This window comes from Streptomonospora sediminis (genome assembly GCF_054778995.1).
Map to the genome: position 1 here is coordinate 211475 of NZ_BAAGYZ010000005.1, position 19580 is coordinate 231054.

The window sequence follows — 19580 nt, forward strand, 5'->3', positions numbered from 1 at the left end:
CGCGCCGGAAGCCGGGTGCAGTGCCGGTCAGATGATATCGGGCACATTCCGCCGCCGTTCCCGGGTGAACGGCCCGGGCCGGCCGTACCCGCCATCGTCCGTCTCCGCACCGCACCCGCAGGCGATCCCTGCGCCGCCTTTGAGCGGGAACCGGTTGCACCGGCGGCGCGGCTCCACCTGCTGCGGAATCCGGCTGCCGGGCGTAAGCGGGAGGGCCGTGCCGCATCGGCGGCGGTGGTTGGGTGGCTCCATGAACAATTTCAGGTTCGGGATCAATTTTCCCCAAGGTTCGATCGACAACTGGGCGCAGACGTGCCGGCGAACCGAGGAACTGGGCTACGACGTCATCCTGGCGCCCGACCACGTGGGCGTCCCCTCCCCGTTCGCGATGCTGGCCGCCGCGGCCGCGGTGACCTCCCGGGTCCGGCTCGGCACATTGGTGGTCAACAGTTCGTTCTGGAACACCGCGCTACTGGCGCGCGAGGCCGCCACCGTCGACCGGATCTCCGAGGGCCGGCTGGAACTGGGGCTGGGCGGCGGATACGAGAAGTCGGAGTTCGACGCGGCGGGCATCCCGTGGCACCCGCACAACGAGCGCCTGGACCACCTGGAGCGCACCATCGGTGAACTGGACCGGCTCTTTGCCGAGGACGGCCAGCAGCCGCTGCCGACCCAGGTGCCGCGCCCACCGGTACTGGTCGGCGGGCACGGTGACCGTGTGCTGCAACTCGCGGCCCGCCACGCCGACATCATCGGGATCCCCGGGCTCGCCCAGGTCAAAGGCGCCCCCGCGGGCACCCTCCGCGTCGCCGGCGCCGACGAGACCGAGCGCAGGGTCGACTACATCCGCGAACAGGCCGGATCGCGCGCCGACGCACTGGAGTTCAATCTGACGGTGCATGCCGTGATCATCACCGACGACGCCGAAAAGACCGCCGCCGAGATCGCCCCCTCCGCCCCGCCCGGTCTCGGCACGTCCCGCGACGTCCTGGACAGCCCGTACATGCTCGTGGGCACCGCCGCCGAGATCGCGGCCGAACTCCTGGCCGGCCGGGAACGCTACGGATTCAGCTACATCAACACCCACGGCCATTACTGCGATGCCCTCGCCGAGGTGATCCCCGTGCTGCGCGAACTCGCGGGAGAGCCCGCCGCAGGGATTGCCCCATCCGCGTAGCCGCCCCTGCGGGATGCGGTCGCGCCAGCACCGCTCCGCGCCCCACCGGCTCACCGACCGTGGCGGGCGGCGGCTCCGGTGCATCGCCGCGCGGCGCGGCGATGCGCCGGAGCCGCCCGCTACCGCCGCGCGATGGTGGTTCCCGCACCGTTTGCCATGGCTGGACGGCTACTCGGGCCGACTCTGCCAGGTGTAGGCCGCCACTTCCTTGGAGTCGGCCGCCGTGCCCTCCTGGGCGCCGGCCGGCACGCGGCCCGCCACCGGATGCTCGGCTGCGCCCTTCCAGCGGCGCAGGCCCTGCAACGGGGTGACGCCCTCGCTCTTGCACTCCTCGAACCGCCGGATCCAGGCCGTCAGTGCCCGGGCACCCTTGCCGCCGGGCAGGGTGCGCTCGGCGAACCCGGCGGCGTCGTCGGACTCGGCGGCCCACACGTAACCCAGCAGCGTGTCGCCCTGGTAGACCGGCAGGTACCGGACCGGGCCACCGCTCACGAGCCGGTAACCCTCGGGGTACTCGGTGCGCACCGGACCTATCGGCCCCCAGTCGCCCGCGGCCCTGCGGTCGGCCGGTGCGCTGTCGGGCGGTGTGTCGGGCGGTGTGTCGGGCGGCTCGCCAAGGGGCGTACCGCTCATGTCGCCGCCCGGCCCGGGGCGCGCCGTCACCGTTCGGACCCCCGACCGCGCGATTCGCCCTGCTGCCGCGGCGACTGCGCGCCGGAGGGAGACAGCCCGGCGTACTCCTTGAGCTGCTGGACGCCGGGCGACTCCGCTTCGGAGCCGGGAACGATCCACCCTGCGGACGGGCCGCCGACGTGCTGTGCCTCGAACTCCGCCGCAGCCGCCGACGGTGCCAGGCCGCGCTTCTGCGCGGCGGCAAAGTGCCCGTACCAGTAAGTGCCCGCGTTGAAGGCGTCGTCGCCCGCCGCCTTCCGGGGCACATACCCGGCCGCGTTCCCGGTGTCGTCGTACCAGAGATAGCCCAGGATGCCGCCGCCGGACGCGGCCACCTGCCGGTAGCGCACCGGCCCCGATGTGCTCGACGCGTAGCCGGCCTTGTTGCCGGACGACGTGAAATGCACGTCTTCGGTGGCCCGGCGGAAGTCCCGCTCGTCAACACCCATGAACATGCCTTTCGTTGCTAACGGGGGACAACCTCACCATAGATCTGCCACTGGCCACCGGAGAAGACCGAATCGAAGACCTTGTATGTCATCCCGCGGCCCAGCAGCAATTCCCGTTCCGAACCACCGAACGCGGAGACCTTCTCCACCCAGAGCGCCGGGGTGCCCGCGGGAACCCGCAGGTGCAGGACCGCCTCCTTCGAGGCGAACCCGGCGGCGGGGCCGCCCAGCGAGGAGGACGTGTAGCCCGGGTCGGAGAATCCGTCGGGATCGTGGCGCATATCCGCGGGATCCACGTTGATGTGCCCGAGTCCCGTGCCGCGTGACACCACGACGTCCTCGGGGATCGGACGTCCGGCCAGCGCGTCGTCGATGTTCTGGATGTCGTTGTCGACCGCCGGATCGAGCGGGTCGCCCCGCCGGAGCTGTCCGTTGATCTCCTCGTAAGTGGGGTAGTGCGGAGGTTCCTGAGTGTAGTTGTACAGCGAATCGCGCTGGTCGGCGGGCAGGTTTTCCGCGTAGTCGTTCCAGTGGTTCTGCCCATACTCCGTGGCCTCGATATCGTCGCCGAACGTCCGAGCGCCGTCGGAGACCTGCGCCTCGGCACGCTCGATGCGCTGCTGCGGCGTGAGGTCGTTGAGGTCGTCAACGGGAGTGGCCGGGTCGGTGGGGTCACCGCTGGGAGGTGTCGTGTCGCCGTCGGGGGCGCTGTCCCCATCCGGCGTGGTGTCGCCGTCGGGGGTGCTGTCACCGTCAGGCGTGGTGTCACCGTCGGGCGTGCTGTCCCCGTCCGGGGTGCTGTCGCCGTCGGGCGTACTGTCCCCATCCGGAGTGTTCCAGCCGTTGCCCTGCTGGTCGCCGTAGTCGCCGTTACCGCCGTCGCCGCCGTTCCCCCCATGGCCGCCGTTACCGCCGTCGCCGCCTCCGCCGCTGTACGGCGGCTGCTGGCCGTTGTTCACGGCGTGGTCGACGTCAACGGGGTCGTTGGGGCCGCCGACCGGGGCCGGCTGGTCGTTGCCGAATCCTTCGGCGTCGTCCAGGGAGTCCTGCAGGCCGTCCAACTGCTGCTGGTCGAGGTCCATGTCGTCCAGTTGGCCCTGCAGATCCTGCGTCGACTGCTGACCGGGGTGGTTGCCGATCTGCTGCAACTCGGCATCGGACGGCTGGCCGCTGCCGTCGGAATCGCCGTTGGACCCATCGGAGCCGTCGGAGCCGTCGGAGCCGTCGCCGCCGACCTTGCGCGAGCCCTTTGCCAGCGCCTTGAACACGCCCGCGCCGCCCAGCGCCATGCTGCCGATGTTGATGACGCCCTGGGTGATCACGTAGCCGGGCCGGTCGCCCCATTCCCGCCAGGGGACCACGGCGTGCGCGAACTCCGTCCATCCGGAGGAGAAGTTGCCCCACCACTCGCCGAAGGAGCCGACCCCCCAGCCGTTTTCGCCGTAGAGGCCGACCAGGCTGCCCAGTCCGTTGAGCGTGTCGCCCCAGTTGTTCTTGAGGTTGTTGCCCCACTCGCCCCAGGAGCTGACACCCCACCCGTCCTCGCCGTAAAGGCCGACCATCGCGCCCAGGTCCTCGACCGTGCCGACCACGGTGTCCTTCACGCCGTTCCAGACGTCCTCGTACCAGGGAGCGTCGTACTCCTGCGGCGTGATCCAGGGGGTCTCGATGCCCTGCAGCGCCTCGGTGGTGCCGTATGCCTCCTCGTTGGGGCCCAGCGAGGGCTCTTCGCCGGGTTCGGTGGCGACGAACGTGGTGCCGCCGAACAGGGCGGTGATGGTGTTGGCGCAGTCGCGTTCGGCCCGCTGGTACTCGTGCAGCGCTGCCAGGATGTCGTTGTTGAGCGTGTCGAGCTCGTTGACCTTGTCCTCGTCCTCGCGCCAGTCGTCGTCGCCCTCGATGTCGGACTGGAACGTCGCGGCGTCGGCCTTGAGGTTCTCCAGCCGCCGCTTGATCGGCCGCACCTCCTCGGCGAAGGTGATGAGGGCGTTGCCCGCCGTCTTCGCCGCGGAGTGGAAGTCGTCGCCCTTGGTCGCCACCGGGTTGATCGCGGCGAACAGGGTCTCCTGCTCGGGAGCCGAGTAGATACCGTCCAACCCTTGCCACGAGGTCTTGATGTCCTGGCCCGCCTGCGCGACGTCGCCGCCGTCGGACTTGATGTTGCGCCCCGCGGTCTCGACCGCATCGCAGTCCACCTTGGGGACGGGCACGTCTTCGGGACTGATCACCTTCTCGCTCACAGCGCCACCACCGGGATTCGCGGGCTTACTTCGTTCGTGCCGGTACGACCGCAGGGCAGGGGGCCGTTAGCAGGAAACCACTCGCTCTGGACTTGCCGCAGCGCAGTGTCCGTTTCCGGCCAGCAGATTTCACTGTTCACGGTCATCCAATTCGCATGCCGCACCGTGTTGGGCACGGCCCAACAGCGGAACGGACGATCCGTTTGCCAAGCACTGCCCCGAGCTTTGGCAGCGCCACCGCTGAGACGCTCGCTCGCTGGATCCGGTTCCACCGCCGCAGGAAGCCCTTGGGATACGGCCCAGCGGACGAACGCCGCGAAACGCCTGCTCGTCGCATTTCAGGCTTCCCCCGCGGCCACTTCCGTCTCACCATCCGCATCCGTGATGCCGAACACCGGGACACCACGCAAAGCGACCAATAGCATCCGGAGGGTACAAGTACGTCAGTCGGCCGACGAGAGTAGGTACGCGGATGGAAGCGTTCACCCTGCCCGACTTCTACCTGTCGCACCCGGCGCGGCTAAATCCGCACCTGGAGCGGTCCCGGCGCCACACGCTGGACTGGGCACGGCGCATGGGGATGCTCGACACCCCCGCGCCCCGAGGCGGTCTGGTGTGGGACGAACAGGCCTTGACCGCGATGGACTACGCGCTGATGTGCGCCTACACCCATCCGGACTGCGACGGCCCCACCCTCGACCTGATCACCGACTGGTACGTCTGGGTGTTCTTCTTCGACGACCACTTCCTGGAGCTGTTCAAGTACTCCGGCGACCTCACCGGCGGCCAGGCCTACGTCGACGCCCTCGAACGCTTCATGACCGCCGACGGCGAGCAACCGCCCGGGCCCGCCAACCCCGCTGAGGCCGGTCTGCACGACCTCTGGCAGCGCACGACCCCGCACATGTCCGACGACTGGCGGCGGCGCTTCACCCTCAGCACGCACAATCTCATGGTCGAGTCCATGTGGGAGCTCGACAACATCAACCGCGACCGCGTGGCCAACCCCATCGAGTACATCCAGATGCGCCGCCGGGTCGGCGGGGCGCCGTGGTCGGCCAACCTCGTCGAGATCGCCGTGGGCGCCGAAATCCCCGCGCAAATCGCCGGCACCCGGCCCATCACGGTGCTCATCGACACCTTTGCCGACGCCGTGCACCTGCGCAACGACCTCTTCTCGTACCAGCGCGAGGTCCGCGAAGAGGGCGAAAACTCCAACGCCGTGCTCGTCTTCGAGCGGTTCTTCGACCGCACCACCCAGGAGGCCGCCGAACTCGTCAACGACCTGCTGACCTCGCGGCTGCTGCAGTTCGAGGACACCGCCCTCGTTGAGACCCCCGCGCTGCTGGCCGAACACGGGCTCGGCCCCGACCAGCAGGCAGGGGTGGCCGCCTTTGCCAAGGGCCTGCAGGACTGGCAGGCCGGCGGCCACGAGTGGCACGCCCGCTCCAGCCGGTACATGAACGAGGGTGCCACCGCCCGCTCGGGCGGCCTGAGCGGCCCCACGGGCCTGGGCACCTCGGCCGGCCGCCCGGCGTTCTCCTCGCTGGAGCCGGGCGCGCGCCGCAGGTCCCGCCAGCACGCCCAACCGCTGTACCCGCAGGCGGGCCACCTGGAGTGCGAACCGCTGCCCATGCCGTTCCCCATCCGCCGCAGCCCCCATTTGGACGCCGCGCGCAGCTACGCGGTGGGCTGGGCGCGCAGCATGGGCATGCTCGGCTCCGTTCCCGGGCTCGGGGCCGCCGCCGTGTGGACCGAGCAGGAGTTCATCGACCTCGACCTCGCCTACTGCGCGTCGATGATCCACGCCGATTCCGGCCCGGACCAGCTGTACCTGTCCAGCGACTGGCTGGCGTGGGGCACCTACGGCGACGACGCCTACCCCAAGTGGTTCGGCTCCACCCGCGGCCTCGCGGCCGCCAAGCTGCAGGACGACCGGCTCCCGCTGTTCATGCCGCTCGACACCGGCCAGGCAGTCCCCGAACCCGCCAACCCGCTCGAGCGCGGCCTCGCCGACCTGTGGCAGCGCACCACCGCGCCGATGACCGCCGACTCCCGCCGCCGGTTCCGCACCGCGGTCGAGACCATGACCGCCAGTTGGCTGTGGGAACTCCACAACCAGGTACAGAACCGGGTACCCGACCCCGTCGACTACCTCGAGATGCGCCGCCGCACCTTCGGCTCGGACTTCACGATCGCGTTGGCGCGGCTGGCGCACAACGACGAGATCCCCGAGGGGATCTACCTGACACGGACCCTGCGCGAACTCGAAACCGCCGCTCAGGACTACGCGTGCCTCCTGAACGACCTGTACTCCTACCAGAAGGAGATCGAGTTCGAGGGCGAGGTCCACAACATGGTCCTGGTCGCCGAAAACTTCCTCGACACCGACCGCGAAACCGCGCGCGACATCGTCGTCGACCTTGCGCGCGCCCGCATGGAGCAGTTCCAGCACATCCTCGCCACCGGGCTCGACGACCTCCTCGACGAATGGGATCTCGACGACCGCGCCCGCGCGGTGATCACCGGCCACGCCAACGGGCTCAAGGACTGGATGTCGGGGATCCTCGAATGGCACCGCGCATGCCTGCGCTACAAGGAGGACTACCTGCGGCGCAAACACGCCCCCGACCCCAGGCAGGGATTCAGGCAGGGGTTCTCGTGGGGGCCGAGCGGTATCGGAACCGCGGCGGCCAGGATCAGCGGGTCCCCGGCGGCTGCGGCAGGCACGGTGCGCGGCTGAGCCGGCTCGCCGCCGAGCGGACGATGCCCGTCCGCTCGGCGGCGCCGGGGGCGGATTCCGCGCGGGATGAGCCGGCAACACAGGAAAAACCGGCAAAAATGGAATGGGCCGGTTCGCACCGGCCGGTGCGAACAACCGGTTCTAAAGGTCGAGGTTCTCGATGTTGCCGGCGTTGCCCTGCGCGTCGGAGGCCATCTGCAGGTTGCCGTTCAGGTAGGCGCTGGTGGCGTCGACACAACCGCGGATGCAACTGCCGCTCTTGAGCACCATGCCCTGCAGCTTGTCGCCGTACTCGCCGACGAACTCCTCCAACGCCGTGCCGATCGGCCCGCTGGCGGCGGCCGTACCGGCGTCGCCGATGTGCGTGCCGAAGCTCTCGATCTTGGCGACCAGGCCGCCCGAGCCGTCTTCACCGCTGACATGCGCGCCAACGTTCTGCACGACCACATTGACCTCGGGGGCCTGGATGTCCCATGCGCTCATGCGTTCGGGTTCCCTTCCTCAGCGCCGGTCATCGTTGGGTTGGGCGTTCGCGGGGCTTGCCGGGTTCCATTGTGCGCCCGGCCGGGCCACCCGGCGCCCGGCCGTCCGCCGCCCCGCCGGGGCGCGGGTGGCCCGCGGGGGCACCGGGTGCGCTGGCGGGCCCGGCGCTGAACCGCTCCGCCCGGAAACCGGGCGGGGCCACTGCCGGACGGTGGCCGGTACCGGCCAGGGGAGATTCCAGGTCAGCAACCTGCTGCGCCAATCGCGACAGGCTGTCCTGGATTGCGGCGGCGTCCTGTTTGACCTGCTCGCTCAACCGCCGCGTGGATGCGTTCAGCCGCGCCTGCGGGTCCTGCCGCTCGTCCGGCTCCTCCGGCTCGTCCGTTCCGTCGGTGGCGGAACCGGCGGCATCGGGCTCGGCGGGCTCGGGGGCCGCGTCCGCCGCGTCGCGGCCGGCGCCGTAGGGCCCGGCGGCGCGGGCGGAAACGGCGGGAACGCCGAGCGGCCCGGACACCTCGCGTTTCTCGGATTCGGCCGGCTGCTCGGAGGCACCGGGCCCGCGCTCAGCGGCCCGATCAGCGGAATCCACGCGTTCGAACTTCATGCGGTCAGCCCCCAGGTGTGCGGTTCCCCAACCGATGGCATCCGACTGCCGTCCGCCATTATGGACCATATAATTGGCCGCCGAGAGAAATCCTCCCGCTTTTACCGTCTGCTCCGGACCGCCGGAACCGGCGAACCGGCTCAGGCGTCCAACCGCGCAAGACAGCAGGTACCGAGGAGACAGGTGAACACATGTCACGTTGGGACTTCGGCGACCAGACCCTGACCACCCTGAAAAGCAACACGTCGGGGACGGGCGACGAACTGAGCGGCCTGATCACCCAGTTGATCGACGCGGCCGAACCGCTGGCCGGCAAGTTCAACGGGTCCGGCAAGGCCGCTTTCGACTCGTTCAAGGCCCGCGCGGACCAGATCACGTCCGAGCTCAACGCCGGCCTGACCAACATCAACCAGGGCCAGGGCGGCATGCAGCAGGCCTTCCTGCAGGGCAACCAGACCATGTCCGACGACGCCAACAAGAACATGGGTGCGGCGAACTTCGACGCCGCCAAGTTCCGCACGGCCTGACCCGAACCGCGGTGGAGGAGGACCCCCGATGACCAACGGACGCAACAGTTACGACCTCGGTGCGTCTCAGGAGACGCAGACCAACATCCACGCGATCATGAGTCGGCTGGAAGGTCTGATCGGCGAGCACCAGGGCGACGTGACCAACGCGATGGCGGACTTCATCGCCGACGGTGTCGACGAGGAGTACAACGCCAAGGAACAGAAGTGGCACGACGCCGCCAACGAGGTCCGCGAGATCATCCGGCTGGTGCGCGACACCCTTGAGACCAACGACGGCACCGCCCAGGAGAGCCTGACCAAGGCCAGCACGGCCGTCCAGGGAATCTAGAGCACCTATTTCCCCCTGCCGCCCGCAACGCCGCTGCCAACGTCCGGCTCCCGGCTGCGGCACCCGCCCGCGGGCGGGTGCCGTCCGCGGCCGAGCCGGGTGGGGTGGTGCGCGTACGCGCAGGTGCATGCTCCGCGGCTCGGCCGCAGGGGGCGCGCACCGCCGCGTACTCTGCGCCCCTTACTCTGGCCCGACCACCCCTTCGCGCGCCCTGCGGCCGCCACACGCGCCCGTGCCGCGACCACGGACCGTGTCCACCGCCCGCTCCGGAAGGAGGCTTGATGGCCCGCGACTACGACAGCCAACTGCTGGAATCGGTCGCCGTGCGCCGCAAGCGGCTCCGCGAAGCGGTCCTGTTCGGCCCGCAGCGCATCCGCAGGCGGCTCGATGAAAACATCGGCAAGATGGTCGCCGGTCTGGTGATCTCCGCCGTCGTCTGCGCCGGCAGCGTGGGCTGGTCGTTCCTGCAGAGCCAGCTCAGCAGCCAGGAGGACGCCGCCCAGGCCGAACAGCAGGCCCAGTCGCCGCCACCGGCGGCTCCCTCGCCGCCCGTGCCCGCCGACTGGGTGGGCAACGACGTCACCATGGACATGGCCGCCGCCGAACTCGATGCGGCGGGGGTCTCCCCCGGGCTTTACGTGCTGCCCAGCGAACCCCGCCCGCAGGCCGGCACCGCCACCAGCTACTTCCTGATCACCGAAGGCGAGCGGGGCTACTCCGCGGGCATCGTCGAGTACGAACAGGGCCGCACCGGCACCGAGTTCGGCACCGAGGACGAGGCCGCCCGCTGGCTCTACAACGAGCTGGTGCTGACCGACGACCGGCCCCGGACACTCAGCGCCTCCGCTGAACAGCAGGCCAACGAACAGACCACCAAGCTCGTGCAGCAGGCCGAACAGCAGATCCGCAAGGGCGGCGGCGACAGCGTCAAGCAGACCCTGAAACCCGGCATGGTCGTCGACGCCTTCGGGCAGGAGAGCGGTGCCCTGCTCTTCCCCGACGGCATGCCCTTTGCCGAACGCGGCCTGCCCGAGATCGCCCGCGCCGCACCCGGATCCACCGATGAAGCGGCCGATGGGGCGGCCGGAACCCCTGAAGGGGCGGGCGTTCCCTCCACCGGCACCACAGCGGTGCCCGACAACAACCCCGCGCCGCAGCCGACCACCTCTCCGCAATCCCCGCCGACCGGGGACACCGCCGAGGACGGCGCGGGGCAGGAAGACCAAGACGAAGGCGGCCGGCCCGGCCAGGCAGGACAGCCCGAACAGCCGGGATCCGGCACGGACGGGGCCGGCTACCACCGATACCGTGTAACCCACCCCTTCGAGGTCGACGCGTCGCTGTCCCCCAGCGAGGGCGCCGCCCCGGGCGGCGGTGTCAGGTTCACTGTCGAAGCCGGCGGGTTCGTGCAGCCTCCCCCGCTCGCGAGCATCCGCTGGCTGCTGGGCAACGGCTACCTCGAACGGGTCGAGGTGACCCAGGTGCCCGCCTGACCCTCCCGCCGCCACCGCGGCGCCGGACCCCACCCCCTGCGCCGACCGGGCAGGGACCACCGCAGCAAAAGTGATGGGAAAGGCTCGATGACGTCCTGGAGCCGCGTGACACTCGTCGGTGAGAACCGCCGCGTCGACGCTGTCCTGCCTGCTCAGGAGCCGATCGGCGCACTGATGCCCGAGGTACTCAAGCTCCTCGGCGACCGGGTGCACAACCCCGCACTGCCCGTGCACCTGGCCACCGCCGCCGGAGCCCACCTCGACGGCGACTCCACCCTGTCCGACCGCAGCGTCGCCGACGGCGACGTGCTGCGGCTGGTGCGCGTCGACGAACCCGTCCCGGCTCCCGTGGTCCACGAGGTACCGGACGCGGTGGGTGACGTCCTCGACGGCGACCTCGGCCGGTGGACCCCCGCCGCCGCCCGCTGGAGCGCCACCGGGGCGGTCACCGCACTCGCCCTGGCCATCGGCTTCCTGGCATGGACCGGGACCGAAGGCGCCGCGGCGGTGCCGGCGCTGGGCGGCGCGGCGATGGGACTGGTGGCGCTGGGTTGGACCCTGGCGGCGACCTGGCGCGAACCGGCGGGCACCGCGCTGGCGATCGCGGGCGGTGCGCTGGGCAGCGAGGCGCTGTGGTTCGGCACGGGCCTCTACGGCCTGCCGGGCTGGGCGCTGTGGTGCGGGTTGGCGGCCCTCGCCGGAGCCGTACTGATCGGTCTGGGACTGACAACCCCGCTGGGGCGCGGCGGGACCATCGGCGGCACCGTCACGCTGGCGCTGACAGCGGTGTGGGCCGGCACCTCGGCATTCGGTATGGACCTCGCCCAAGGGGGCGCCGCGGTCGCGATGGTCTGCGTGGTCGTGCTGAGCCTGATCCTGCGGTTCGCCATGGGTATGTCCGGGCTGACCACGCTGGACGACCAGCGCGGCTCGGGCTCGGCGGTGGCGCGCACCGACGTCATGACCGCACTGGCCAGCGCCCACCGCACAATGACCATCGCCACGATCGCGGCTGCGCTCGCGGCGGCGGTGGCCGGCGCAGGGCTGACCACGGAGCTGGACGGCTGGACGGCGGCGCTGGCCGGGCTGCTCGCCATCGTCGTGGGCAGCCGGTCGCGGCTGTTCCCGCTGATTCTGCAGAAGGCTCCACTTATGGCGGCGGCGCTGGTGATCGTGATGGCGCTGGCGATGGCCTGGGTCGAGCAGTCGGCCTGGGCGCTGTGGCCCGCGACTGGGGTGCTGCTCGCGGTGCTGTGCATCCCGGCGGTGGTGCTGGCCGTCGACCCGCCCGAACACACCCGGGCGCGGCTGCGGCGCATCGCCAACCGGTTCGAGGCGGTGGCGGTGGTGGCGCTGATCCCGGTCGCGATCGGATCGTTCGGCACGTTCGAGCGCCTCGTCAACACCTTCTGACCATCAACCCGACGGGGACCCGTCGGCACATGCTTCCCGGAGGCCAGACGATGCACGACAGCGCGCCGCACCGCTCGGCGGGACCGGCGGGCTCGGCCGGCGGCCGCCCGGCACGGCACGGCGATTCGCTGCTGCGCCGGGTGGGCCGGGGCGCCGCGCGGCCGTTCCGGCCGCCGGAGGACGTGCTGGCACCGATCTCGCTGGGGCGGGAACTGCAGCGGTCCGTCACCACCGGTCGGCGGATCGTGGTGAGCCGGCCGCAGGGCTGGGCGGCCGAGAGCACGGTGTCGGCGCTGCTTGCACTCGTCTTCGCGCACTTCCGCTACGACCGGGTCCTGGCGCTGGACCTGGGCCCCGGCAACAGCGGGCTGGGACCGCGCCTGGGCGTGGCGCACTCCGACGCCCCGGGGCTGTCCGGCGCCGCCATCGAGTCCGACTCCTTCGACGAGGTCGCGCAGTGCCTGGCGCCGGCAGGCGAAGGGCTGTGGGTGCTGCCGGGGCTGCAGGAGGACATGTCGCAAGGGCGGCTCGACGCGGGCGCCTACCAAAGCGCGGTGCTGCCGCTGACACGGTTCTTCGGGCTGACGGTCGTCGACCGCGCAGCCGAGGTGTCCGACGGGCTCAACCGCGCCGCGCAGGCGAGCGCGCACGCCCACGTGCTCGTGGTGCCCTCCACTCGCGAGGGGGCGGCGAGCATCGGGCGCGCGTTCGACTGGATGACCACCAACGGAGCCGAGTCGATGCCGCGCCGCATCGTCGTCGTTTTCACCGAGCAGTCGCGCGGGCAGGACCCCGCATTCGACTACCGGGCTTCGGCGGCGATCCTGCGCCAGAGCGGGGCGGAGGTGGTCCGCCTCGGCTTCGACCGGCATTTGGCCGAGGGGACGCGCGTCGATCCGGCGCGCATCTCCGCCGCCACGCACGCGACGGCGACCCGGATCGCCGCGGAATGCCTGCGCCGGTCGCTGTGAGGCCGGCGCCGCGGGACGGGCCCGACGGCCCGATCCGTGTGACGATGATTGCCGAGATGCGGTGACAGCGCCGCGCTCGACCCGACGCCCGGGAGTGCCCGACCATGGCCGACCGCCCGCCGCAGCAAGGTCCGCAGGGTCCGCAAGAACCGCGAGAGCAGCCTCCGGCACCGAACACGCCGGAGGGCACCGAGGACGGCGCCTCTCCCTACGCGGACTTCGACGCACCGCCGCCGCCCTATGCCCGCTACGAGCAGGACGATCGGCGTCCTGGCCAACGGCAGGCGGGCGGGCAGGCCCCGCTGTACCCGGAACGCACCGGACATCCCGCCCCTGTGCGCGGCACCACCGCGCACGAGGCCGCGGACGGCAACCCGTACCGGCTGCCGGAGAGTGGCGCGGCGGGAACAGGCGGCGCGGCGCGGCCGGGACCGGGCGATGCGGCGGCGTCCGGGCGACCGGCGACCGGACCGCAGCAGGGAGCCGGTCCGCGCCGTCCTGAAGACCCGGCTCAGCCCGGACAGCGCCGGCCGCAACGGCCGGCGGAACCGCAACAGCCGGTGCGGCCGGTGCAGCCGGTGCAGCCGCCGCCGGGCGCGCCGCGGTCCGGAGCGGCGGCACAGCCCGGCGGGTGGGGGTCCGGCGGACCGGCGCACCCCGGCGCAGGCCGACCCGCCACCGGCCCCCAGCAGCCGGGGCACCGGCCCGGCGGCGCCGCCCAGCCCGGACCGGGCCGGGCCGCAGCCGGCGCTGATGTCGAGGCCGGGGCCGGGGCCGGTGCTGGTTCCGGGGCCGCGGACCGGGGGTACCGCCGACCCGCGGGGACCGGCGAACCCCGCCCCGAGGATCAGACCACTCCGCTGAACCGCTCCTCCGCAACAGCACAACCCCGTTCCCAGCGCCCGGCAACCGGGCCGGAGCCGGGTGCCGGACAACCCGGTCCCGGACAACCCGGTGCGGCGCCGGGGACCGGTCCGCAGCAGCGGCACACCAACCCGCCGCAGTCCGGACCGGGCCAACCGGCCGACCGGCCGAGCGCGCCGCAACAGACCGGCGGCCCCGCGCAGCCCCGGTCTGCGCAGCCCGGATCCGGTCCGGGTTCCCAGGGCTACCGCCCACCCGCGGACTCCGGCGATCCCCGCCCCGAAGACCAGACCACCCCGCTGAACCGCTCCCGCGCAACAGCACAACCCCACCCGCAACACCCCGCAACCGGGGCCGGGGCCGGGCCCCGCCAACCCGCCGAGACAGCCCCGGCGACCGGCCCACGGCCGGGCGAAGCTCCCCGAACCCCGGACTCGCCACAACAGGGCCGCGAATCGACGGCGCCGCCCCAGCCGCCCCACTCCGCCAGCGGCCCGCAACGGCCCGGAGCCGCGGACACCACCCACCCCGCACGCCCCTCCACCGGCCCCCAGCAACCCGGAGCCGCCGGCGCGCCCAAGCCGGACGAGCAGACCTTCCCCCTGCCGCCCTCCGGCGCTCCCGGATACCCCCGCACCGCGGAACCACCGGCAGACAACCGGCAGCCAAGCGACGCCGGCCAACCCACCGGCACCGACCGGCCCGGCTCCACACACCGGCCGACCCAGCGGTACCAGCAGCCCAGCGAAGCACCCCCCGAGCCGAGCCGCCGACAACCGACCGGCCCGCACCAGTCTCCCGGCCCGGCAACCGCCCGACCCGCAACCGGCCCCCAACAGCCCGGCGCGGCAGCGGGCTCCGCCGCCGCACAGCCTGCGGCCGACCCCCGGCGGTCCGGGCCCGCTGGTACCGGACACCGGCCCGACCCGCGGCCCGCAAGCGGACCGCAGCAGCCCGGCAGCGCGGCTGAACGGGACCCGGCACGCACACCGAGCGGCGCGAACCCTTCCGGTCGGCAACCGCCGACACGCCGCTCCGCGCCGCCCGCCGCCGGGTACCGGCCTACCGATGCCCACCCGCCCACCGGTGCACAGGCGGCGGCTCCCACCGGTCAGACCGCACCGGCCCAGCAGCAGCACAGCGACACGTCCCGGCCGGCCGGATCCGACTCGTCTGCGCCCGAAGCGCCCCGGTCGGCCGCGCCGGCGCGGCCGACCGCCCCGTCAGGACCGCAGGAGCCCTTCCGCCAAGAGCCCGCGGCGGAACCCCCGGCGCCGGCGCGGCAATGGACGCCACCGCCTGCGCCGCCGACCGGGCAACCGACCGGACAAGACGCCTCCGACCCCGACCGCGGCTCCGCCATTGGCGCTGCGAACGCCGGCCCGGCCACGGCACCTGCCGGCACGGACCAGGATCGGCCGGATGGCCCGCCTGCGCCGACCGCGGAGCACACCGCCGGGCCGCCGGCCGACCGCGCCACCGGACACACGGTTTCGGCGGTTGCGGGATCGGCTGAGGCACGGGCCTTCCTCGAAGGCACCGGTCACACGACCGCCGAGCCGGCGCAGCGCCCGGCCGGTCGGCCCGGCTCCTACGAGCGCCAATTGCGTGAACTCCCGGGCATTCCGGTTTCGCTGGTGCCCAGGATGCTCTACAAGGCCACCCGCGGCCGGATCCACCTGGGTTCGCGGACGGGCGCGAAGTAGCGCCGGGCCGCCGATCCAACGCGGGCCGATGCAGGCCAACGCGGCACGGCCGTCAGCGCCCGGGACGTGCGCGCGGGCCCGGTCCGGTACCGCCCACGCAAGGGCCGGAAGCGGCCGCGGATCGTTTCGGTAGCAGGGGTACGGCGGTCGGCATTCGTCGGGCAGAATGTTGGGCCCCCCGACTAATCGACCGACGGGAGCCGCATCTCCGATGAGCGCCAACTCCGGTCCGGAAGGGGCCATCGGTGTCCCGACCGTGGCCAGCGCAGCCCGGCTCTACGACCATTATCTCGGCGGAAAGAACAACCATGCGGTGGACCGCGAACTCGCCGAGAAGATCGCTCAGCAGGTCCCCGAGGTAAGGCAAATGGCGCGCGCCAACCGGCGGTTCCTCGGCAACGCCGTCGGCCACATGGCCCGGCAGGGCATCGACCAATTCCTGGACATCGGCTCGGGGCTGCCCGCCGAGAATCCCGTCCACGAGGTCGCGCGCAGCCAACGGCCCGGCGCCCGGGTCGTCTATGTCGACCACGACCCGGTGGTGCGGGTGCATGCACAAGCGCTGCTAGCCGAGCGCGCCGAGATCACAGGCGTCATCGAAGCGGACATGCGCGAGCCCGACGCCATTTTCGACCATCCGGAACTGACCGCCCGCATCGACCTCAACCGTCCGGTCGGGCTGCTCCTGGTCGCGGTCCTGCACTTCGTGCCCGATGACAAGGACCCGCGTGGCCTGGTGCGCCGCTACCTGGACCGGCTGCCCGCCGGTTCGTGTGTCGCAATCAGCCACGGCGAAGGAGACACCGCTCCCGACCGCGCAGCGGCTCTTGAACGGTTCTACGCGTCCACCAATACGCCCGTGCGCATGCGCTCCCGGACGGAAATCGCCCGTTTTCTCACCGGCCTGGAGGTGGTCGACCCGCCCGGCCTCGTCCACGTCAGCGACTGGAGCACCAGCCCGGCAACCGTCGCGGCCGCCGACTCCTACATCCCCCCAGAACAAGCATGGGTCCTCGCCGCGGTCGCCCGGCTCCCACAGCACCGCTGATCCCGCCCCGCACACCGGATGGGTCAATAGCGGCCGCGTGCCGTCCGGCTACGAGGCGGACCCGTCCTCACCGAAGGAGCCTGCGCTCCGACGGCCTCTAATCCATTCTCCGGAGCCCATGACCAGGAAGACTCCGGAGGAGATGAACGCCATCCAGATACTCCAACTGTCCGACGAGGGATCGGCCAGTTGCCTAAAGCCGGTGATCAGCAAAGCCGTACCGAGCAGCAGCCAGACGAATACGAATCCGCCTGGCCGGTTGCTCGCGTTGCCCGTTCCTTTCGCCACTGCAACTCCTTGCCCGATCGGAGGGAGCCGCCTGCCGCCGCCCCAGCGGGCCAGTCCACACGAGCCGGGCTCCAGACGCAATCCCGGGGCGAGCCGCGGCCCCGCCATCCGATGGGCGGCCTGCCGAGCCGGACGCACCCGCCGGCGAGACACGCCAACCGGTTGCCGCGGCGGTCGCCTGCGCCGACAGCCGGAACCCGGGGAACCTGCGATGGGTCGACGCCGGTTCGCACGGCGACCGCGGCTTGCGGTGGTTCGGCCGGATGTGGACTTGGCGCTCGTCGCTGTGCGCGGGATCGCCCGGCTCGCCGGCGGACGGGTCACGAACAGCTCTGGGCAAGCTCGCAGATGTCCGCCGGGTCGGTGGAGACCTTGATGTCGTCGTACCAGATGTAGCTGTCGTTCCGGGGGGCGAACTCCGCGGTGGCGCCGCCGGCGAAGCTGTCGAAGTAGGCCGTGTCCACCTGGTCGCCGTTGGTGACGAAGCGCAGACCGGTCACCTCGGCGGCGGACCGGCCGTTGTAGAAGACCTCGATCTCGCCATCGGGGTTGGCCCGCCCGTCGGTGACGGTATTGACCTTGACCCGCTGCACGATGTTCACCCACTCGCCCTTGGGCCAGTGGACGACGGAGCCGTTCCGCTCCAGCGACACGTAGTCGCCGTAGGTGCCCTCCTTGTCCATGTGGTAGTAGTACAGCGCCGCCTCGCCGTCCGCACGCCGCCAGATGAACCGGGAACTGAAGCCGTTCGTGCCGTCGCAGGTCTGGCCGCCGGAACACCAGTCGCCGCCCGCGAGGCCGATACCGACCTTGCCGGCGTACTCGGTGGTGCCCCAGCTGAAGTCCTCGGCGAACCTGATCCACATGGACACGTAGTACTCGCGCGCCGCCTCCAGCGCGAAGGGTGCCTGCGCCCCGGATTCCTCGGGCCCGACCCCGCCCTCCGGGTAGCGCACCCGCAGCGACTGACCGCCGCTGTGCGCCGGGGCGGAGCCGTCGATCCGGGTCCGCTCGTCCATGCCGAGGGACCAGGGCGCGCTCCAGCCGTCCTCGCCCCACTGGCCGAGTGTGTACGGGTTGCCCGCGGCGGGTCTCTCGAACGTGTTCTCCTGGTACGCCTCCGCCTCCGCCTGCTCCGCGTTCGCCACGGCGTGCGCCTGCTCCTGGGCGGGCTCCGCGGCGAACCGCGGGTACAGCACGGCCGGTGCGAGCAGCACGGCGACGCCCGCGGCACCGAGGAGCAGGGACTTCGACTTCATCATCGTCGGTTTCTCGCTTCTGGACCGATGGGGGGTATCGACAGGTCAGGCCGACCGACCGGCGCGACGCTCCGGCGAAGGACGCGTCCTTGCCCTCCTCAAACCGCCGGCCGCAGGCGGTGCGGACGCGGGGGGCGCCGGAGGGCGAACGGCCGCGCGGGGGTACCGAATCCACGCCGAAAAACCGGCATGGATGTGTGCGGCACTCGCTGACCGGAGTTACGAAAGCATCGCGGGAGTCGCGGCGCAAGAGACCGAGTACCGCAATCTCCCGGTGTGAGACACGTCGCCGAGCCGGGCGCACTCGTCGGCGAACGTTCAGCGGACGACCTGCCGGCCACCGCTCCGCGCGGCGGGCCGTTGCGGCTGCGCAACCGGCGTCCACGCAACTTCGACAAAGCCGTTAAGGCGGCGGATCTCGCCGGTGCGGACGTCCACCAAGTCGCCCGAACAATGCTCGGGCACCGCAAGCCCAACATCACGCGGGACACCTGCGGTCATCTCCGGCCGGACCGGCTGGCCAAGGTGACGTCGGCTGAACGGAAGCGCGCTGCCCGACCAATGTGCAATAAACGCGCAACGGCCGTCCGGCGGGTGCTGGACGACCGTTGTGGTTGCCGCCCTGACCTGCGAGGTCAGGAGTTATTGAAGCCGACGAGGGGAATCGAACCCCTAACCTATCGTTATCTCCGGGCCTCGCCCTGACCACGACGGATACCGCACGGACCCGTGCTGACCTGGCGATCCCGTCTCACCGGTTCCCACCGTTTCCGGGGCCTTCTCGCTCCCGTGTGCAATGAATGTGCAACGCGACCTGAGCCCCTGACCTGCCGCGAACCGGCCGGGGGCAGGAACCGCGCACCACCATTCTTTCGGCAACCCTGCCCTCGCCTCCAACAACCCCCGGGGCGGGCAACCACGGTTCCGGTCCGAGGCGCTCGGTCGCGCCGGTGCCGGCAACCCGAGACAGACAGGGTCGCGCGACCGAGTGCCTCGGGACCCAGAACGCCAGCGATCATAGGGCGGTTTCCGGTGCGAACCTGTCGGCGCTCCGGCTGTCGTGGTCCGGCGACGGCGCGACCGCAAGGGACGGATGGGATTCAGTCGGCGCGCGGTGCTCCGGCGCCCGGCGGCCGTCCGCGCGCTCGGGACCGGGCGCCAGCCCGCAGCCCGAGCGGCGGACGGCAAGCCGGGAACGGCGGCGCGCAGCGCCGTCGCCTTGATCTCATACAGCCCAATTCGGCAACCCGGAAAGCCTCCTAAAGGACGTGAACTAATTACCAAGAGATCCAAGCCAACCAGACAAAGGATT

The 19580-nt window shown here is 71.6% G+C and carries 16 protein-coding genes; 9 read left to right on the forward strand and 7 right to left on the reverse strand.

Translation table 11 applies throughout. The features are described 5' to 3' along the window. Positions 1–250: 250 nt before the first annotated feature. Entirely contained in the window at positions 251–1177 is a 927-nt protein-coding gene (locus ACYVD5_RS01540) for a TIGR03621 family F420-dependent LLM class oxidoreductase (RefSeq protein ID WP_460999022.1), read from the forward strand. Positions 1178–1345: 168 nt separating this feature from the next. Here the strand turns inward: ACYVD5_RS01540 and ACYVD5_RS01545 are convergent, their stop codons facing one another. Genes ACYVD5_RS01545 through ACYVD5_RS01555 form a run of 3 tightly spaced genes read right to left on the reverse strand, consistent with a single transcriptional unit; the run spans position 1346 to position 4538 of the window. Continuing rightward, positions 1346–1810 carry a hypothetical protein gene (locus ACYVD5_RS01545; protein WP_460999023.1) on the reverse strand — a complete coding sequence of 155 codons (465 nt, stop codon included), beginning with the start codon at positions 1808–1810 and terminating at the stop codon, positions 1346–1348. 26 nt (positions 1811–1836) lie between these two features. After that, the gene (locus ACYVD5_RS01550) at positions 1837–2298 is read right to left on the reverse strand and encodes a hypothetical protein (RefSeq protein ID WP_460999024.1); all 462 of its coding nucleotides are present in this window, start codon (positions 2296–2298) and stop codon (positions 1837–1839) included. Between the two features lie 17 nt (positions 2299–2315). Further along, positions 2316–4538: an ADP-ribosyltransferase gene (locus tag ACYVD5_RS01555; protein ID WP_460999025.1), complete on the reverse strand. Its 2223-nt coding sequence runs from the start codon at positions 4536–4538 to the stop codon at positions 2316–2318. Positions 4539–5010: 472 nt separating this feature from the next. Here ACYVD5_RS01555 and ACYVD5_RS01560 point away from each other — a divergent pair, with 472 nt between their 5' ends. Beyond that, positions 5011–7281 carry a terpene synthase family protein gene (locus ACYVD5_RS01560; protein WP_460999026.1) on the forward strand — a complete coding sequence of 757 codons (2271 nt, stop codon included), beginning with the start codon at positions 5011–5013 and terminating at the stop codon, positions 7279–7281. A gap of 141 nt (positions 7282–7422) precedes the next feature. Here ACYVD5_RS01560 and ACYVD5_RS01565 read toward each other — a convergent pair whose 3' ends face one another. Beyond that, positions 7423–7764, reverse strand: a complete 342-nt coding sequence (locus tag ACYVD5_RS01565) for a DUF6507 family protein (RefSeq protein WP_460999027.1) — start codon at positions 7762–7764, stop codon at positions 7423–7425. A gap of 28 nt (positions 7765–7792) precedes the next feature. Next, positions 7793–8368 (reverse strand): hypothetical protein, encoded by a 576-nt coding sequence (locus ACYVD5_RS01570; protein ID WP_460999028.1) that lies wholly within the window; start codon positions 8366–8368, stop codon positions 7793–7795. 191 nt (positions 8369–8559) lie between these two features. On the opposite strand from ACYVD5_RS01570, the gene ACYVD5_RS01575 reads away from it, so the two are divergent. The 6 genes from ACYVD5_RS01575 (at position 8560) to ACYVD5_RS01600 (ending at position 16721) form a co-directional block, all read left to right on the forward strand. Then, on the forward strand, positions 8560–8895 hold the full coding sequence (locus tag ACYVD5_RS01575) for a hypothetical protein (RefSeq protein ID WP_460999029.1): 336 nt from the start codon (positions 8560–8562) through the stop codon (positions 8893–8895). A 28-nt stretch (positions 8896–8923) separates the two neighbouring features. Then, positions 8924–9226, forward strand: coding sequence for a pore-forming ESAT-6 family protein (locus ACYVD5_RS01580; RefSeq protein ID WP_460999030.1), 303 nt, complete (start codon positions 8924–8926; stop codon positions 9224–9226). Positions 9227–9507: 281 nt separating this feature from the next. Further along, positions 9508–10719 carry a TNT domain-containing protein gene (locus ACYVD5_RS01585; protein WP_460999031.1) on the forward strand — a complete coding sequence of 404 codons (1212 nt, stop codon included), beginning with the start codon at positions 9508–9510 and terminating at the stop codon, positions 10717–10719. An 87-nt stretch (positions 10720–10806) separates the two neighbouring features. Beyond that, positions 10807–12132: a type VII secretion integral membrane protein EccD gene (eccD, locus tag ACYVD5_RS01590; RefSeq protein WP_460999032.1), complete on the forward strand. Its 1326-nt coding sequence runs from the start codon at positions 10807–10809 to the stop codon at positions 12130–12132. Positions 12133–12182: 50 nt separating this feature from the next. Then, the gene (locus ACYVD5_RS01595) at positions 12183–13103 is read left to right on the forward strand and encodes a MinD/ParA family ATP-binding protein (RefSeq protein ID WP_460999033.1); all 921 of its coding nucleotides are present in this window, start codon (positions 12183–12185) and stop codon (positions 13101–13103) included. Between the two features lie 2781 nt (positions 13104–15884). Beyond that, the gene (locus tag ACYVD5_RS01600; protein WP_460999034.1) at positions 15885–16721 is read left to right on the forward strand and encodes an SAM-dependent methyltransferase; all 837 of its coding nucleotides are present in this window, start codon (positions 15885–15887) and stop codon (positions 16719–16721) included. A gap of 48 nt (positions 16722–16769) precedes the next feature. Here ACYVD5_RS01600 and ACYVD5_RS01605 read toward each other — a convergent pair whose 3' ends face one another. After that, positions 16770–17009, reverse strand: coding sequence for a hypothetical protein (locus tag ACYVD5_RS01605; protein ID WP_460999035.1), 240 nt, complete (start codon positions 17007–17009; stop codon positions 16770–16772). A gap of 320 nt (positions 17010–17329) precedes the next feature. Beyond that, complete coding sequence (locus tag ACYVD5_RS01610) at positions 17330–18271, reverse strand: polysaccharide lyase (protein WP_460999036.1); 942 nt, start codon at positions 18269–18271, stop codon at positions 17330–17332. Between the two features lie 273 nt (positions 18272–18544). Between ACYVD5_RS01610 and ACYVD5_RS01615 the strand changes: the two genes are divergently transcribed. Next, the gene (locus ACYVD5_RS01615; RefSeq protein WP_460999037.1) at positions 18545–18973 is read left to right on the forward strand and encodes a hypothetical protein; all 429 of its coding nucleotides are present in this window, start codon (positions 18545–18547) and stop codon (positions 18971–18973) included. Positions 18974–19580: the final 607 nt, after the last annotated feature.

What these genes read in the sequence shown, in the direction of transcription:
- ACYVD5_RS01585 (WP_460999031.1), top strand. Translation starts at nt 9,508, where the DNA reads ATGGCCCGCGACTACGACAGCCAACTGCTGGAATCGGTCGCCGTGCGC.
- ACYVD5_RS01600 (WP_460999034.1), top strand. Translation starts at nt 15,885, where the DNA reads ATGAGCGCCAACTCCGGTCCGGAAGGGGCCATCGGTGTCCCGACCGTG.
- ACYVD5_RS01550 (WP_460999024.1), bottom strand. Translation starts at nt 2,298, where the DNA reads ATGGGTGTTGACGAGCGGGACTTCCGCCGGGCCACCGAAGACGTGCAT.
- ACYVD5_RS01570 (WP_460999028.1), bottom strand. Translation starts at nt 8,368, where the DNA reads ATGAAGTTCGAACGCGTGGATTCCGCTGATCGGGCCGCTGAGCGCGGG.
- ACYVD5_RS01580 (WP_460999030.1), top strand. Translation starts at nt 8,924, where the DNA reads ATGACCAACGGACGCAACAGTTACGACCTCGGTGCGTCTCAGGAGACG.
- ACYVD5_RS01545 (WP_460999023.1), bottom strand. Translation starts at nt 1,810, where the DNA reads ATGAGCGGTACGCCCCTTGGCGAGCCGCCCGACACACCGCCCGACACA.
- ACYVD5_RS01560 (WP_460999026.1), top strand. Translation starts at nt 5,011, where the DNA reads ATGGAAGCGTTCACCCTGCCCGACTTCTACCTGTCGCACCCGGCGCGG.
- ACYVD5_RS01565 (WP_460999027.1), bottom strand. Translation starts at nt 7,764, where the DNA reads ATGAGCGCATGGGACATCCAGGCCCCCGAGGTCAATGTGGTCGTGCAG.
- ACYVD5_RS01610 (WP_460999036.1), bottom strand. Translation starts at nt 18,271, where the DNA reads ATGATGAAGTCGAAGTCCCTGCTCCTCGGTGCCGCGGGCGTCGCCGTG.
- ACYVD5_RS01575 (WP_460999029.1), top strand. Translation starts at nt 8,560, where the DNA reads ATGTCACGTTGGGACTTCGGCGACCAGACCCTGACCACCCTGAAAAGC.
- eccD (WP_460999032.1), top strand. Translation starts at nt 10,807, where the DNA reads ATGACGTCCTGGAGCCGCGTGACACTCGTCGGTGAGAACCGCCGCGTC.
- ACYVD5_RS01595 (WP_460999033.1), top strand. Translation starts at nt 12,183, where the DNA reads ATGCACGACAGCGCGCCGCACCGCTCGGCGGGACCGGCGGGCTCGGCC.
- ACYVD5_RS01540 (WP_460999022.1), top strand. Translation starts at nt 251, where the DNA reads ATGAACAATTTCAGGTTCGGGATCAATTTTCCCCAAGGTTCGATCGAC.